The organism is Candidatus Villigracilis saccharophilus, from assembly GCF_016711665.1.
This window is the reverse complement of record NZ_JADJSO010000074.1, coordinates 1-15070: the sequence shown is the minus strand read 5'-3', so window position 1 is coordinate 15070 and position 15070 is coordinate 1. Positions and strand designations below refer to the sequence as shown.

16 protein-coding genes are annotated in these 15070 nt (G+C 51.0%); 6 read left to right on the top strand and 10 right to left on the bottom strand.

Translation table 11 applies throughout. From position 1 onward, the window contains the following. Nucleotides 1-44: 44 nt before the first annotated feature. The 8 genes from IPL17_RS23270 to IPL17_RS23235 form a co-directional block, all read right to left on the bottom strand. Nucleotides 45-1172 (bottom strand): PqqD family peptide modification chaperone, encoded by a 1128-nt coding sequence (locus IPL17_RS23270; RefSeq protein WP_345309481.1) that lies wholly within the window; start codon nt 1170-1172, stop codon nt 45-47. A gap of 8 nt (nt 1173-1180) precedes the next feature. After that, the gene (locus tag IPL17_RS23265; RefSeq protein ID WP_345309480.1) at nt 1181-2185 is read right to left on the bottom strand and encodes a hypothetical protein; all 1005 of its coding nucleotides are present in this window, start codon (nt 2183-2185) and stop codon (nt 1181-1183) included. A 15-nt stretch (nt 2186-2200) separates the two neighbouring features. Next, on the bottom strand, nt 2201-2542 hold the full coding sequence (locus IPL17_RS23260; protein WP_345309479.1) for a diguanylate cyclase: 342 nt from the start codon (nt 2540-2542) through the stop codon (nt 2201-2203). A 28-nt stretch (nt 2543-2570) separates the two neighbouring features. Beyond that, nucleotides 2571-3947, bottom strand: a complete 1377-nt coding sequence (locus tag IPL17_RS23255; protein ID WP_345309478.1) for a radical SAM protein — start codon at nt 3945-3947, stop codon at nt 2571-2573. A gap of 38 nt (nt 3948-3985) precedes the next feature. Continuing rightward, nucleotides 3986-5635: a hypothetical protein gene (locus tag IPL17_RS23250; RefSeq protein WP_345309477.1), complete on the bottom strand. Its 1650-nt coding sequence runs from the start codon at nt 5633-5635 to the stop codon at nt 3986-3988. 79 nt (nt 5636-5714) lie between these two features. Beyond that, complete coding sequence (locus tag IPL17_RS23245; RefSeq protein WP_345309476.1) at nt 5715-6116, bottom strand: hypothetical protein; 402 nt, start codon at nt 6114-6116, stop codon at nt 5715-5717. A 218-nt stretch (nt 6117-6334) separates the two neighbouring features. Then, a complete protein-coding gene (locus tag IPL17_RS23240; RefSeq protein WP_345309528.1) occupies nt 6335-6826 on the bottom strand; it encodes a PaaI family thioesterase in 492 nt (163 codons plus the stop codon). A gap of 37 nt (nt 6827-6863) precedes the next feature. Continuing rightward, nucleotides 6864-7694, bottom strand: a complete 831-nt coding sequence (locus IPL17_RS23235) for a hypothetical protein (protein WP_345309475.1) — start codon at nt 7692-7694, stop codon at nt 6864-6866. A 42-nt stretch (nt 7695-7736) separates the two neighbouring features. On the opposite strand from IPL17_RS23235, the gene IPL17_RS23230 reads away from it, so the two are divergent. From IPL17_RS23230 to IPL17_RS23220, 3 genes are all read left to right on the top strand, one after another. Then, complete coding sequence (locus tag IPL17_RS23230) at nt 7737-8537, top strand: isopentenyl phosphate kinase (protein WP_345309474.1); 801 nt, start codon at nt 7737-7739, stop codon at nt 8535-8537. Nucleotides 8538-8756: 219 nt separating this feature from the next. Beyond that, entirely contained in the window at nt 8757-10118 is a 1362-nt protein-coding gene (locus IPL17_RS23225) for a formate--tetrahydrofolate ligase (protein ID WP_345309527.1), read from the top strand. Next, nucleotides 10102-10596 (top strand): formate--tetrahydrofolate ligase, encoded by a 495-nt coding sequence (locus IPL17_RS23220; protein WP_345309473.1) that lies wholly within the window; start codon nt 10102-10104, stop codon nt 10594-10596. The genes IPL17_RS23225 and IPL17_RS23220 overlap by 17 nt, the downstream gene beginning before the upstream one ends. A gap of 66 nt (nt 10597-10662) precedes the next feature. On the opposite strand, the gene IPL17_RS23215 is transcribed toward IPL17_RS23220, so the two are convergent. Further along, nucleotides 10663-10884, bottom strand: coding sequence for a hypothetical protein (locus IPL17_RS23215; protein WP_345309472.1), 222 nt, complete (start codon nt 10882-10884; stop codon nt 10663-10665). On the opposite strand from IPL17_RS23215, the gene IPL17_RS23210 reads away from it, so the two are divergent. The 3 genes from IPL17_RS23210 (at nt 10883) to IPL17_RS23200 (ending at nt 12102) form a co-directional block, all read left to right on the top strand. Next, nucleotides 10883-11014 carry a hypothetical protein gene (locus IPL17_RS23210; protein WP_345309471.1) on the top strand — a complete coding sequence of 44 codons (132 nt, stop codon included), beginning with the start codon at nt 10883-10885 and terminating at the stop codon, nt 11012-11014. The two genes, IPL17_RS23215 and IPL17_RS23210, sit on opposite strands and share 2 nt — an antisense overlap. 144 nt (nt 11015-11158) lie before the next feature. Next, nucleotides 11159-11794 carry an amidase gene (locus tag IPL17_RS23205; RefSeq protein WP_345309470.1) on the top strand — a complete coding sequence of 212 codons (636 nt, stop codon included), beginning with the start codon at nt 11159-11161 and terminating at the stop codon, nt 11792-11794. Nucleotides 11795-11898: 104 nt separating this feature from the next. Next, on the top strand, nt 11899-12102 hold the full coding sequence (locus tag IPL17_RS23200) for a hypothetical protein (protein WP_345309469.1): 204 nt from the start codon (nt 11899-11901) through the stop codon (nt 12100-12102). Between the two features lie 1398 nt (nt 12103-13500). Here IPL17_RS23200 and IPL17_RS23195 read toward each other — a convergent pair. Next, complete coding sequence (locus tag IPL17_RS23195) at nt 13501-13704, bottom strand: hypothetical protein (RefSeq protein WP_345309468.1); 204 nt, start codon at nt 13702-13704, stop codon at nt 13501-13503. Nucleotides 13705-15070 lie beyond the last annotated feature (1366 nt).

Below are 15070 nucleotides of genomic sequence, written 5' to 3'. Positions count from 1 at the left end.
AACAGCATGCCCGCTGATAGGGCATGCTGTTTTGGGGTTCAATTCTATTTTGAAATACTCTCCCATGTATCTCTCAGGAAGTTCCCGAGAATTTTATCCGCCTCCCCTTGCGCGGGGAGAACGTCGCCATCAGGCTCAACATACATCCATGTTTTGCCCGCGCCGTCAGGGATTTCTTCGTCCACTGTTTCAAATGCAACAGGATGAGAGGCGGAATACGGTACAGGCAGATCCCAGCGAATAGCGAGACCCAGGGAATTGGCTGTGCCTTGCAGTTCGAGTAGGTCATCGAGCAAATCACTTTCTGAGGTGCTAAGAGATATATTTTCGACTCCAAGCTCCGCCAGTTTTTGCAAAATATTTTTGGCTTCGCTCACGTTCTCCTTGTTGAGCGTGAGATGCACGGTGAGAAAAAGATCCTGCGGGATGATGATCTCAATCGCTTCCCACGAGCGCGGCTGATCGGGCTGGAGGATGACCATGACATGATCCAGGCCTGTTTGCAGCAATAACTCAAGGTATTCCTTATTCGCCAGCTTCAAGCCGTCGGTCAACAAACCGCAGACCTGACCGTTCTTTTCGGCATGGGCGATCAGCTGCGGGAGGTCGTCACGCAAGGTCGCTTCGCCGCCTGTGAAGATGATGTGTGGAATGCCCGCCTGCCAGGCTTTGTCTAAGATGGTCTGCCACTCCTGCGTGGTCAGTTCGCGGTCAACACGTTTAACTGGGGCATACTCCGTGTGATTATTTGCAGGGAGTTTGTACGTGAGGGCGCAGTCCAACCGCAGCGTGGAATCTGTTGAATGAGGCTGTACCCGCTCAAAGTCCAGGAAGGAAGCGGGGTCCAAGTCAGGCGTGGAGATCAGGTCGTGGATGCGGTCGGCAAAGTTGTTAAAATCTGCCAGCGCAGTTTTCCGATCCACCCGATAGCGCGCAGAGATCTGTTTTGCGGCTTCTTCGGGCGACGAGCCTTTGATGTAGTGAAACGCGCATTCAGCGGCGGTGGGATTGAGCTGCATGACCGTGGCCGCATTAAGAATGAGCAGACCCGAACCATCCTTTTGAAGACGCAGATGCAGGCGGTATGGCTTTTCATCCTGCATTGACTGCATGTGATGGGTGCCCACGGGCAGAGGTGTGACCTTGCTAAAAATTTGGTTGAGAATGTTCATAGGGTCTCCTATTTATTAAACAATCCGAGGTCGGCGATAAAGAGATAGATGTATCCGATCAGCATGATCATCCAACCAGCCATTTCGATGCGCCCCCAAACACTTTCGAGAGAGAGCGAGAAATTATCCTTGATCGTTTGGACGATGCTTTCGAGATTGTTGAGTTTGTTCTTTAGGTTTTCCTTCCAATCCTTGAGATAGAACTCACTTTGGATGGCTTCATACAGCTTGGCGGTGTACCAATCACCGATGAGCAGCAGGTTTTGTTCCGCGCGTTCGAAGTCCAACATGACCTCGAGCTTGTGTTCCGCGATCTGACGAATGACTCCGCGGGTCGGGCGTGGACGGCGCTTATTTTCAAAGAAGGTCTGGCTGATCTTGTCCAGCATTCCGTCAATGGATTGATCCAGCATGCGGTACCTTAATAATTGATAGTTGCCTATTTTCAGCAGGGCGATGTCAGATTGGTAATCTTCATTGGGCGCAATGATGACCGCGCCTTCCCAATCCACCAATGTCAATTCCACCGCGGAGTAGCGTGTGCGCGAAACAAGGATCTCGTTAAGTTCTTCCTTGTCAAACACTTCACGCTGGGAACGGATAAATTTCGCCAGCGCGCGGGAATTCTTCTCGATCCATTTATCAGGAGATGGACTGATATCCTGAACAAGCAGGATGGTGTACTCTTCATATAATCCGCTCTGGCGGTATAGGGTTGGGATGAATTTGCTCTGGAGCGCATTCTGGATCTGTGTGCGCTCCTGCAAAACCGATGCAGCAAAAGGATCCTTCAATTCAAACCTGCATTCCACCATTTGCACGCGCCCGTCAAAACGCTGACGAATGACCAACACTGCATGACCTTCGATCAGGACAGTTTCCTCGCCGAGAGTCACAATGTCAATATCAATGGGACGGAAATACGGCGCATCCTTCAACCCCTTGAATGGTTCAACAAGGGGTATCTTGCCGTCATCTTCATCGGGAAAGGCGATCAGGTAGCAGATTTCCATAGGTCAAGGAATAAGTTAGGAGCGAATGAAGTGCGGCAGTTCAAACGGGATCTCAAGCGAGAGTTCCACGAAGCCCGCATACCGTCCATCTTTGTACCATGGGGATTGATAGATCATTTTCTTGACGCCGTTCTTTTCGATGGTGTAAACATTTTTAGTTTTTGCCGCCAGCAGTCTTTCGGTCTTTTCGCGCGCAGGGTCAGGGTGACAATCCAGCATATTCGAGCCGACCAGTTTATATCCGCCATCCATTTCAAAAGTTTTGGCGGCTTTGTCATTCATTTCAAGAATGATGCCTTCCTGGTCACACACCGTGATGGCGGCAGGAAATTCTTTGATCCATTCGTGGTCGTTCATGTGGTCTCCAGGTTTGAAGGTTGAAATATTAGAAAATTGGCAGGTTTGAATTTGAAAACTTTTCAACTTGTAAACCTTCAAACTGTAGCGGACAGCCTCCGCCGCATTCGGCAACGAGGGCGCAGGTATCACATTTGAGCGGCAGGTTTTTGCGGTCGCGCAGTTGAGTGGACAGTTTGTGATTCCAGATCGAATCCCAGGAATCAGTGAGCATATTGCCAAGCGGCTGATAATAGGACTGGCAGGGCAATACATCGCCATTTGATTCGATGCACATGCTGTACAACGCGGCAGTACAACCTTTCACGCCGAGATTGCTGGCGGTCGGATCGAATTGGCAGTATTGGGTCGGTGTGTACCAGATCAGTTTTTGTCCACGCTCGGCAGTCTTGTGTGTGGCGATATCCAAAATGGGTTGTAATTCATTTTCGCGCAACCCCGTACCAACCGTCGCGCCGTTACCTGAATAGATCAAGGCGTTCAGTCCCACGGTCGGCACGCCGATCTCAGCCAGAAAGTCCAACGTCTCGGGAATCTTGTGGACATTATTTCTCAGCATGGTGGTATTGGTCATCACATAGAGTTTGCTATTGAGCGCATTCTTCAAGCCCTGAATGGTCTGTTTGAATGCGCCTTTGGAGCGCATCATTTCATCATGGATCTGTTCATCACAAGATTCGACCGTGACCTGAACATGGTCAAGCCCCGCATCGACCAATGTTTGCACATATTTCTCATCAGACAAACGGCGGGCATTCGTATTCAGACCTGTGATCTGTCCATTGTTCTCCGCATGGCGGATCAGCTCCGGGAGGTCGTTCCGCAAAGTAGCTTCCCCGCCGGTGAAGATGATGTGCGGCACGCCCAACGCCCAAAGCTGGTCCATGATCTTGAACCATTGTTCAGTGCTGAGTTCAGGGAAGTTCCGCTCGCGGGCGTTGTAGCAATGCGCGCAATCGTTATTACAGCGATATGTGACAGCCAGGTCCATGCGATACGGAGCGGAAGGACGCGCGCTGAACGGCATGATCGATTCAAGATCCAGCTCGTGGATCGGACAGGCGCCATCGGGGCGGAGAAGCTCGGAAAGTTGAAAGCGGAAAGTGGAAAGGTCATTGCCTGCCTGGGCTGCGCCAACTCGATATTGTTTTGTGATCGATGAAAGGATCTCTTTTTCAGATTTCTCTTCGAGAATCAAATAAGCCATCAACGCGGCCATTGGATTCAGATGCATGACACTGCTGGCATTAACGATCAATGTGCCAGCGCCATCTGCATCAAGCCGCAAGTGGATGCGCGATTTTTCGTCCGCAGTTTCACGGACGTAGTGGTACAGGCCAGACGATGGACCGCTGACCATGGACGGTGGTTGAAAAATATTTTTAATAGAGTTAAGTAAAGCCATGGCTACCTTTAATAGTAAATCTGAAATCGTAAATCCAATTAACGTCCGCCACCGGCACAGGCGCAGGCACAGCCCGCACAGGCACAGGCGCAAGCACAGCCGCCGCCAGATCGTCCGCTCCCGCTGCGTCCGCTGGATGTGGGTTTGGGTGGAGGATTGGTCGCGCCAGTCACTTTTTCAGTAAAGGTGTTGACGTTGCCAAGGACTTTCGAGGAGAAGGTCTGCACACCAGTCACCATCTGCGCAGCAAAATCCGCACCGGGCAGGGAACCTCCGCCCGAGGGCTGACTCGGCAAGGAGGTTGGGAGTCCGCTGCCAGTTGAGAGCGGACGCGAGCTGTAAGTCGGGTTATAGCGTCCCCACCACATCGGCACAAAGACAGGTCCCATGCGGCGCGTGCGGTCGTCATAATCCTTGTCCAGCATCGTCCATTCAAGGGCTTCGTCAAGTTTCTGACTCTTGACCTCGGGAGTGTTGGCGGCTTCAATTTGCTGCCACGCTTTTTCCATGATGGCTTTGTAATACTCCAAAGTTTCCTTGCGGCTGAAACCGCGCATTTTTTCAGAGACGCTCTTCACGAGCGCGATCATCATGTCTTGTAATTCTTTCTGACGCGCTTTTTTATCGGGGTTTTTGAACGCCTTGAGGAAGTCGGTTTCATATTGATGCAAACCTTCAGGCTGCGCGGAGACAATATCGAGTTCAAGCGGGTCGCGTGTTTTTACAGACGCGGCGTTCTTCTTGATCGCACCGAACAGGACCATGGTCATCACTTTATCGAGCGGCTGTTCCATCAAGATCGCGGATTCGACAGCGGTCAGTCCGCGTTTGATGCCGTGACCTTCAATGGCGATTTTGGGCGGCATGTATTGCATTTTTCGTTTTTTGCCTTGAATAACCCCGATGATGGGCATGCCAATGAACATGAAGGCAAAAATGCCGCAAAATAATAGAGGCATCATGGCGCCGATTAGCGCGGAAAAATCAAAAGGCGGCGCGGTGACAATGGCGCTTTCCGGTATGTAGGATTTGGGAAAGGAAGCCCCAAACGTGTATTGAGTGGAACCGCTCGCTGCTGGATTGTTCCAGGAGTAGAAGACGCGTCCATCCGCGCCGATGCCTGTTTGCGGTTCTGACGGGAAGCCAGACGGGGCGGCGTGCCAGCGCGGCTCGCTCGGCTGAACGCCGGGCGGCATGTGATAGGTGACGGTCAGGTCCGTGACACCGCTTACAAACTCAGACCCGAACCAGTTCGGAGTAAAGACCGCGCTGGCGTAGGCTTCATCGTCATCATCCTTGTATAGAACGTTTTCAACTTTACCGACGACCACATGCACGGTCCCGCTTTGACCGGGCTGAATGGCGTATGCGCCCATATCCACCGAGAAACCTGAACCGCCCTGCCCCTGAAAATCGGAAGAGATCGTGAGCGGATTTCCGTTCACATCGGCGGAGACATCGGAGAACTGTCCCGTGGGAACGCCGACATCCACGAAATCAATGACATGCCCGCCGGGTGAATTTGTAAATGTAAATTGATAATCCAGCGCCAATGTGCCGTCTTCATTCCAAAACACATTGACCACCTCTTGATCGAGGTTAAAGAAATAGGATTGAGCAGATACGCCGGTCACCAATCCAAATGTCAATAGAAAGACAAGGCAAATTGCAAATAATTTTTGTTTCATTTAACTAACCTCCAGCATGGTCTCGGTATGACCTCGAAAACCCACAAATCAAAAATCGTCAAATCAATCGTAAATCGGCCTACCATTTCGGTTCTTCGGTGAGTTGATAGATGGTGTGGCAATACGGGCAGTTGACCATCGGCGCGCCATTCGCAAGCGTGATATCTTTCGCGCTCAAGGTCCCGCCGCAGGATCTGCATTTGACTTCTTCGATCTTGGTCTGCCCGGGCAGATCCATTTTCATGGTGACTTGCTGCACGATCTCGGTCTTTGTTCCACGCATGGCAACAATGACCATGCCTGCGCCGCCGGCAAAAAATAAAACACCCACGCAACCAAACCCAAGACCAAAAGTCAACCAGGATGAACTGCCCTGAGCTGAGGTGGAGCCGATGACACTGAGTACGCCATAACCCACCAGGCACAACCCGATCAGGAACAAAATGCCGGCACCAACATAAAGAACTGTCTTGTTTGCCATGAAGTGACTCTCCTACAAAATATTAGTAAATTGAAATATTAGCAATCTTACATACGATGAGTCTAGCATTTTCGTTGTTTTCAGGCAATTGACATTTGTCCTGATATTTTTTACCTATATTTTCTCAAAATGAACGTTTTGAGGAAAACAAAAGACCCTCAAGTCCTTAATTCTTCAAGAACCTGGGGGTCTCAGTTTTTTTCTGTGCGGCACAGCACTTAATCATTATTTTTTTCCAACAACTCTTTCACCAAACCTTCCGGTACCTGCACCGCCACCACTTCCCCTTTCACAGTGATCACTCCATTCACCACGATCCATTCCTCTATAACCACCTTCCGCCCTTTGACTTCCTTGACCTTCGCGCGGATCTCCAACACAGGACCAAGCGGCGTAGGCTTGAGATAATCAACATGCAAGGATGCGGTCAGATAACGCAAAGGCGGTTCGGTATCCATGGCACGGTTCTCGGCGCGATAGCCAGCCGCAGCGGCTGTGCCTGTACCGTGACAATCCACCAAGGAGGCAAGTAATCCGCCATAGACATAGCCGGGAATAGCAGTGTGATAAGGCATGGGTTGAAAGTGACAGACCGATTCTTCGCCATCCCAAAAACTTTTTATTTGATGTCCAAGGTCATTCATACTGCCACAACCGTAACAGTGCGCAAAATATTCGGGGTAAAAATCTTGAAAGGCTGTTTCTGTCATCATGGAATTCCTTTTAATAAATTTATTATTACCTTACTTAAGGAGTAGCAGCAGGCGTAACTGTTCGTTCGATAAATGGAGTGGATGTGGGTGTAGAAGTAGGCGTGGAAAGGTTGTCAAGCACAACAAAGCGCCCAACCACCTTCCATTCATAAGCCATAAAGATCTGCACTTCATATGTACCTGGCATCCAGCCGCCGATGGGCTGCGAACATTCGGAATACCCGCCAATTCCGCCGGTGCCGCCGTCCCAGGGTTTGGTCTCATAACAGATCAATTTCCCTTCACGGTACCAGAGTGCAGTCCATTGCACACCCGGGATCGTGTTGTTGTAATCAAATCCGCCATAGATCTTTTCAATGGGAAGTTCAAAAACTGTCTTCGGATCAACCGGATTCAAACCATCAAATTTGGTGGAGAACTGAATGGCGGTAAAGACCGCATCGGGGTTGGGTGTCACCACTCCTTCGAACAGAGATTCGATCGCAACCGGTAAAAAGGGAGTAGTCGTTAATGTGGGCGTATCAGAAACAGACGGGGTGAAAGTCTGGCTCGGCACCGGAGACAGGGTCGGAGTCAACGTGATGGTCGGCGTTAATGTGATCGTGGGGGTCAATGTTATGGTTGGTGAAGGTGGAAAATAAACATAGATCATCGGCTCGCCATAAAAAGGAAGCCAGTACGCGCAGGCGAACAGGAATAAAGCAAATATAAATAACCTGAACGCATTGCGGTTATGCATACGGCGCAAACTATAAAAGGAAAGCCTGCGCGCCGACTGCATCACACGAATAGCCGATCTCACCACTAAAATTGCCAAAGTAACGATCAGTATCGCCGCGGCAACAACTCCACCATGAATATCCATGAGAAGGATTATAACGTAATCGTTCACCGTTATAATGTGACCATGACCCATGAAATCGTCTTCCTCAAACTGGGTGGATCGCTTATCACCGATAAGGATATCCCCTACACCCCGCGGCTCGACAAATTAAATGAACTGGCTCTGGAAATCAAAACGGTCCTGGATTCAAACCCGGACCTGCTTCTGATCCTCGGGCATGGTTCCGGCTCATTCGGACACACTGCCGCCAAAAAACACGGCACACGCGACGGAGTCAAAACAGTTGAGCAATGGCACGGTTTCGCAGAAGTCAAGTTTCAAGCCGCAGAATTGACCCGTTACGTGATCGAGTCACTCTTAAAGGCTGGACTGCCCGCAGTCTCGCTGCATCCGTCTTCCTCATTAGTTTCAAAGAATAGGAAAGTCACCTCGCACAACATGCTGACTATGCGCAAAGCATTAGAGGCGAAGCTTTTGCCTGTTGTACATGGCGATGTGGCTTTCGATGAATCCTTAGGCGGGACAATCCTTTCTACCGAGGATGTGTTTGCATTTCTGGTGGAAGAGTTCTCCCCTACACGCATTTTGCTGGCAGGGATCGAGGCCGGGGTGTGGGCAGATTTCCCAGCAAGGACGACGCTTGTTAAACAGATCCAGTTGTCAGATTATGAAAAGATGCGTGCAGGGATCGGCGGATCGGCCAGTACCGATGTCACTGGCGGGATGAAGGCAAAAGTAGAGGAAATGCTTGAATTGGTTAAAAAGAATAAAGGCTTGAGCGTGCAGATCTTCTCGGCTGAGGAACCAGGCAGCCTGACCCGCGCATTGAACGGAGAAAATGTCGGCACACTCTTGATTGAGTGACAAAGAGGTGACGAAACGCTCTTGCTTTTTTTGTGAAAAATCGGATAATAGACACGTTGGATTATATATAATCTACAAGGAGATTTTATGGCAACCAAAACAAAAATCGCAAAGAAAACCGTGAAGGCGAAAGCCAAACCAAAAGTAGCGGCAAAGAAAGTCGTCCCAGCAAAAGCCAAAGTCACATTCAAACCGACGAAGTTAAAACTCGTCCGCCCGGTGCCCTCCGACATCGACATAGCGCAAGCCGCCAAACTCAAGCCTATTTTACAAGTGGCCGCAGAATTGGGCATCCGTGAAAATGAACTTGAATTATATGGTCCGTACAAAGCCAAGGTTAAACTTGAAATTTTAGACCGTTTGAAGAATCGCAAAGACGGCAAATATATTGACGTAACCGCCATCACGCCCACTCCGCTCGGCGAAGGCAAGACCACAACCACCGTCGGCATTTCACAGGCGTTAGGCGCGCTGCTAGGCAAGAAGGTGATCACCGCCATTCGCCAGCCATCACAAGGCCCCACATTTGGCATTAAGGGCGGCGCAGCCGGTGGCGGATATTCGCAGATCATCCCTATGGAAGATTTCAACCTGCATCTGACAGGCGATATCCATGCCATCACCGCTGCTCATAATTTAACAGCTGCTGCTTTGGATGCGCGCGTCATGCACGAAAAGATGCAGGATGATGAAAAGTTGTTCAATGCGCTCTGCCCGCTCGACAAGAAAGGCAACCGCAGATTCTCTCCCAGCATGTTACGCCGATTGAAGAAACTCGGCATCAACAAAACCGATCCCAACGAACTCACAACTGAAGAACGCTCGCTCTTTGCCCGCCTGGACATTGACGAAGCCACCATCACATGGCGGCGCGTGATCGACATCAATGACCGCTTCCTGCGTGAAGTACAGGTCGGCATGGGCAAGGATGAAGCTGGTCATGAGCATCGCTCTGGCTACGACATCACAGTTGCTTCCGAGATCATGGCCGTTCTGGCGTTGACCTCCTCTCTAGAAGATATGCGCGAACGCTTCGGCAACATGGTCGTTGCGACCAACAAACGCGGCGAAGCCGTCACCGCTGAAGACCTCGGCGTCGCTGGCGCAGTGACCGTTCTGATGAAGGACGCGATCAAACCAAACCTGATGCAGACTCTTGAAGGCACGCCAGCTTTCGTTCACGCGGGACCGTTCGCCAATATCGCTCACGGACAATCCTCCATCATCGCGGATAAGATCGCGCTCAAACTCGCAGATTATGTCATCACTGAATCCGGCTTCGGCGCAGACATCGGAATGGAAAAATTCTTCGATATCAAATGCCGCTACTCCGGCTTGATCCCGCAGGTGGTTGTGATGGTCGCAACCGTGCGCGCGCTCAAGATGCACGGCGGTGGACCGAAGGTCGTTGCAGGCAAACCTCTTGCCTCTGAATACACAGACGAGAATCTTGAACTGCTGCGTGCCGGCCTTCCCAATTTGGAACGCCATGTTCAGAATGCGCTCAAATACGGCGTGAATGTTGTCGTAGCGGTCAACCCTTTGCCACAGACACCCCGCAGAAGTGGAACTCGTCCGTGAAGCCGCACTCAAGATGGGCGCGATGGACGCGGTCGTCTCCACCCATTGGGCCGATGGCGGCGCTGGCGCGAAGAAACTTGCCGAAGCCGTTATCAAAGCCGCAGAGAAACCCAGCAAATTCCAATTCCTTTATCCGTTGGAAGACACCATCAAAGAGAAGATCGAAACCATCGCCCGCGAGATCTATCGCGCCGACGGCGTGGATTACTCCCCCGAAGCTGAAGAACAGATCGCGCGTTATACCCGCCTCGGTTTCGACAAACTCCCGATGTGCATGGCGAAGACCCACCTCTCTTTCAGCACCGACGCCTCGAAGAAAGGCGCACCAACCGGCTTCCGTGTCAGCATCCGCGAGATCCGCGCTTCTGTTGGAGCAGGCTTCCTCTACCCGATCCTTGGAGACATGCGCACAATGCCAGGCTTACCCACACGCCCGGTATTCTACGATGTCGATCTCGACCTTGAGACCGCAAAGTAGTCGGCTTGTTCTAACCCAATCGTCATAAAACAGACCCTGAAGAAAATCTTCAGGGTCTGTTTTATTTTAACTCCCGCAAACTGAATTCATTACTTGAGTAAACTCTGCCTTTTCTGTAAGCCCGATCCAGCGGTGAATAATTTGATTGGAGGAGTCAAGCAGAACAAATTCCGGTGACCCGATCGGTCCGATCAATTCATGCCAGCGGGTCTTCGAGTTAAAGTTCACCCGCTCCATTTTCAAACAGGCTTTATATTGTTTTTTGATCCCATTCACGATGGGCTGCATGGCTGCGCATTCCGTTCACTGGCCGGCAAAAACTCACAAAGACAAGCCCGTGCATCCTGTCACTTTTTTGCTGCGCAACCAACGGCGGGCGATGCTCGAATCTGACGATCCGACAAATCCGCTCGGATAATCGGTTTCCTGAATTGAAGTCAATATCAACACAAGTATTATGATTGACAGGATCAGAAAGCGGGCAATCTTTTTCATTAGAATAGTATATCAGCACGAACAGACCGTGTAAAAACTTTCTAATCTGGATATAATCTGCGCCATTATGAATCATGAATCCCTGTCATTGACCGATCAACGCGAACTTGCCCAAAGCGACCCTGCCCATGCCTCTGACCTCGCTGCAACCTGCCACCGTCAAATTGAGAGACTCAACCCGACGTTGAATGCCTTCATCACAGTCATTCCGTCCGAAGCAACTATGCCTTCATCGGACACACGGAATGGTTTGCTATATGGAATTCCAATTGCGGTCAAAGACCTGTACGATACAAAGGGAATTCGCTCCACCTCCGGTTCAAAATTCTTTGCGGACCACATCCCGCAGGAAGATGCCCTCGTGGTTCAAAAAATAAAACAGGCTGGTGCGCAGATCATTGGCAAGACCAACACGCATGAGATCGCGCTCGGTGTAACCAATAACAACCCGCACTTTGGGGCTTGCAGAAATCCCCGGGACATTACGCGCACACCCGGCGGATCCTCCGGGAGGAAGCGCGGTCGCTGTCGCGACAGGCATGACGCTGGCGGCGCTTGGCACGGACACAGGCGGGCTCGATCCGCATCCCAGCCTCATTGTGCGGCGTGGTGGGACTCAAACCCACCTACGGACGTGAGCCTGCGCGGCATCCTTCCACTATCATGGAATCTCGATCACCCGGTCCGCTCACCCGCAGGGTAGAAGACGCGGCGCTGATGCTGCAAGTAATGAGCGGGATATGATGAACTTGACCCCGCCAGCAACAAGACCCCAGTGGATGATTTTCCAGCCACATCAAAGATGGCGTGAGCGGACCCAAGATCGGTCTTGCAGTTGGAAGTTATATTGCTGAAGCAGACCCGGAAGTTTGGAAGCTGTCGGGCAAAGCAGCGCAAATTTTGAAAGAACAAGGCGCGACCATCATCGAGGTCAATGCAAGATTTCCTCAGGAAGCCGCACTTGCCAATGGGATCATGACCCGGCGGACGGGGCGCGGCATTCCATCGTGAACGAAAGAAGGGGAACATCCCGATTGGTTCGGCGGCGCGGATGTACGCCTGCGTCTCGAAACAGGCGCGGGCATTCACCTCGAGCGAGTATTCACTCGCAAGACGCAAGTCCAGGACCAAAAAGTTAAGAGACAATGCGAGTTATTGTTCGAAGAATATGATGCGCTAGTGCTCCCGACCACCCGATCCCCGCTCCCTGAAAAATGTAGAAAATCAAACAGTCCCGAGGAAATCCTTGGGACTGTTTTTGTAATAAAGCACGGGTCGGGTGTAATCAATGCCAAATAGAAAAAAACCAGCTTCAGAAAGATTACTCCAAAGCTGGTTCGTTGAGTTGATGAATTTTCCAAGCCCATTAGCTTCATTATGGTGTCTTAACGCAAATGAGCCTGCAGTTGGACTTGTATACGCACAACAACACAGTGTCGAATCCCACGCCAAATACGGATCGTTGGGGCCGCCACAACCCTGCGGAGGGGGTGAAACATCCCCGCCAGGATCGTCATTTGGCTTGGGCGTAGTTCTTACCGGCGGATGACAGTTTTGGGTATCGAACAATACAGCTTGAAGTTCACTATCGATCACTCCAGCGAAGAATCACACATGCATCACCAAAGCGGTAAAACCGGGCCGGGCAAAGTTCAAAACTTAACACACTATCGGGCGCGGCAGCGCAACAAGAGTTGAGGCGGATCATAGGTGGCACTCGCCAAAACAGGCTGTCCGCCCGTTTTAGACCTGTCCCACACACAGGTATCCTTGACCCGCGCGCAATTGGCCGGCAGTCAGAAACACAAGAAGTCATGTCCACGCAAGAGCCTTCCGCTGAGGCTGTATAAGGACCGGAGGTCACATTGGATTTTATTTAACTCCACCCGCGACCGGACTTGAACGGACGCCACATCATACGTCCACGCATCGGGCGGCGTGTCTGAAAGACTGAAGGTCACGATTGTATATGAATGTAATATGGCTTGCCCGTCAATTGGGCGCTTGCGAAATATTGACATCATGCATCTGATGTCTGAGGTGCAGTTCGCGGGCTCGCCTAAAGGTCCCGTCCTGATATATCCCAATTGCTCGCACATCGCGCAAAATAAGTCGGATCTTCCACCACACAGCGAAATCCCAGATCATTTAGATTCTCCGGTCGGCACGAGCGAAAAGCGGTGCGCTGAGATGGACGGATCGGCGCTGTCCTGAAAACTGCTCCCGCGCACGGACTTGTTTCTCTCGAGGTTGGACCCAACGGGTCAACCGCCGCCTCGCTATAGTAAAGTTCGACTGCACCAATCGGCCACCCATTCGCGCGCGTTCCCAGACATATCAAACGCGCCATAGTAACTGATCCCATTGGTGTAATTATTAACAGCGGTGGTCTTGCCCTCACAGCAAAACTTAAAATTCAACAGATCGCAAACAGGGGTTCATCACCCCATGGAAAGATCCCTTCGGGTCCGCGCGCAGTTTTCCCCACTCCGCTTCACTTGGCAGGCGGCCATGCACGTAGGGAACAATATTCTGCGGCTTGGAGTATGATTCACAGCCGTCACAGGAAAAAATTAACAAAGCGATGATCTTCAAAATCAGGATTATTTCCATGGGTCAGGAGGTGCATTTTCCCGCCTGCACATAGGGTATATTGTTGATTGGTGACCTTTGGTGCTATAGATCCAGAAATCACTTAAGGTAACGTTGTGGATGGGATTGTCGGAAGCGTTATACCCATAATGAACTCCCCCTGGCACGGCTATCAAAATTGAACCGTCCACATGTTTATATTTGAGCCCAACCTACTGGAGGACCGCCAGGTTGATCGTGGGGCCAGCGCAGCCTCAGTTGCCGTGGGCAGATCTGCGATAAACGCGGGCGGTTTTGTCACAACCTGCAGAAGTGGCTGGAGCTTTCCGTGATAAGCGCTACGGGCGGCTTCTTCCAGCGCCTAATGGCAAATTACATGTTGATATGATCAAAGATATAGCCCGCCATGATCGGGAAAATATAATAAAGATCGTTTCATTCGACCCTCCGATAACAATGCTTTCAAAATGAAAAAATTATAAACTCCATCCCCAATATTTTTTAGTATGTAACAGAACTGAATACGCCTTACAGGTAGGAAAACCCGCATTTACACACCTGTGGATTTTGATCAGAAACTATTTTGGCTTACACAAAGCTGCTTTTTCATCCCAGGAACAAACAACTTTATCCGCAAAGCGTTTCCTTGGAGATGGGCGCACACACATCCACGGTTCACTGCATTTCAGCGTATTCACGTGGTCGTCGCAGCCCGACCACTCCAGTTCCTGTCAGCCCCGGGGGAACAGGCTCCGAGGTCCGAATTGACTGTGGAGCCCGCTGATAACCCGGTATGTTCCACCTGTCACCGCCTGGGCAGCAGCTGGAAAGATCTGCTGCGGTAGGAATATCCTGCGCAGCATACCCTGCATAGGTCTGCAATGCTGGAGATGAAATTATCGATACTGTAGGGAGTTTGCGGACTCTGACCCATCCGGGGTGAAACACACCTGCCAGCAAGGCTGTCGAAATACATTCCTGCCAGACACTGACCATTCGTGTGATCGGTCGCGATCACACAGGTCTGTTGACCACCGTTATCTCGTACGCTGTACCTGGCCGCAGCACAGCCACACTCAACTGGCTGAGGATGGAGTAATTTACAAGTTCTGCAGAATGAGAGTATAGCCCGCATCACATGGAGTTAACCCAGTTACATCCTCGCAGGTGCCGTTGCAGGCGCATTACAGACTGTGATCTCATTCGTAGCCCTCCCTTGCCGCGCGGATCAGACAGGTGAGCAGACGGCATCCGTTTTCGATCACCCTGCATATCGCATTTGAGTTCCCCGCACGTCATAATCTGGTGCCGGAAGCGAAAGTTGGACGGGAAGTTGCGTAGCTGCCGTCCGCCGAGCAATATTGATTGGTGACAACACCTTCCGGCA

Coding starts and splice junctions, on each gene's coding strand:
- IPL17_RS23255 (WP_345309478.1), bottom strand. CDS start 3,947: ATGGCTTTACTTAACTCTATTAAAAATATTTTTCAACCACCGTCCATG.
- IPL17_RS23210 (WP_345309471.1), top strand. CDS start 10,883: ATGGCTGCGCATTCCGTTCACTGGCCGGCAAAAACTCACAAAGACAAG.
- IPL17_RS23265 (WP_345309480.1), bottom strand. CDS start 2,185: ATGGAAATCTGCTACCTGATCGCCTTTCCCGATGAAGATGACGGCAAG.
- IPL17_RS23250 (WP_345309477.1), bottom strand. CDS start 5,635: ATGAAACAAAAATTATTTGCAATTTGCCTTGTCTTTCTATTGACATTT.
- IPL17_RS23195 (WP_345309468.1), bottom strand. CDS start 13,704: ATGGAAATAATCCTGATTTTGAAGATCATCGCTTTGTTAATTTTTTCC.
- IPL17_RS23215 (WP_345309472.1), bottom strand. CDS start 10,884: ATGCAGCCCATCGTGAATGGGATCAAAAAACAATATAAAGCCTGTTTG.
- IPL17_RS23230 (WP_345309474.1), top strand. CDS start 7,737: ATGACCCATGAAATCGTCTTCCTCAAACTGGGTGGATCGCTTATCACC.
- IPL17_RS23205 (WP_345309470.1), top strand. CDS start 11,159: ATGAATCATGAATCCCTGTCATTGACCGATCAACGCGAACTTGCCCAA.
- IPL17_RS23240 (WP_345309528.1), bottom strand. CDS start 6,826: ATGACAGAAACAGCCTTTCAAGATTTTTACCCCGAATATTTTGCGCAC.
- IPL17_RS23235 (WP_345309475.1), bottom strand. CDS start 7,694: ATGGATATTCATGGTGGAGTTGTTGCCGCGGCGATACTGATCGTTACT.
- IPL17_RS23270 (WP_345309481.1), bottom strand. CDS start 1,172: ATGAACATTCTCAACCAAATTTTTAGCAAGGTCACACCTCTGCCCGTG.
- IPL17_RS23260 (WP_345309479.1), bottom strand. CDS start 2,542: ATGAACGACCACGAATGGATCAAAGAATTTCCTGCCGCCATCACGGTG.
- IPL17_RS23245 (WP_345309476.1), bottom strand. CDS start 6,116: ATGGCAAACAAGACAGTTCTTTATGTTGGTGCCGGCATTTTGTTCCTG.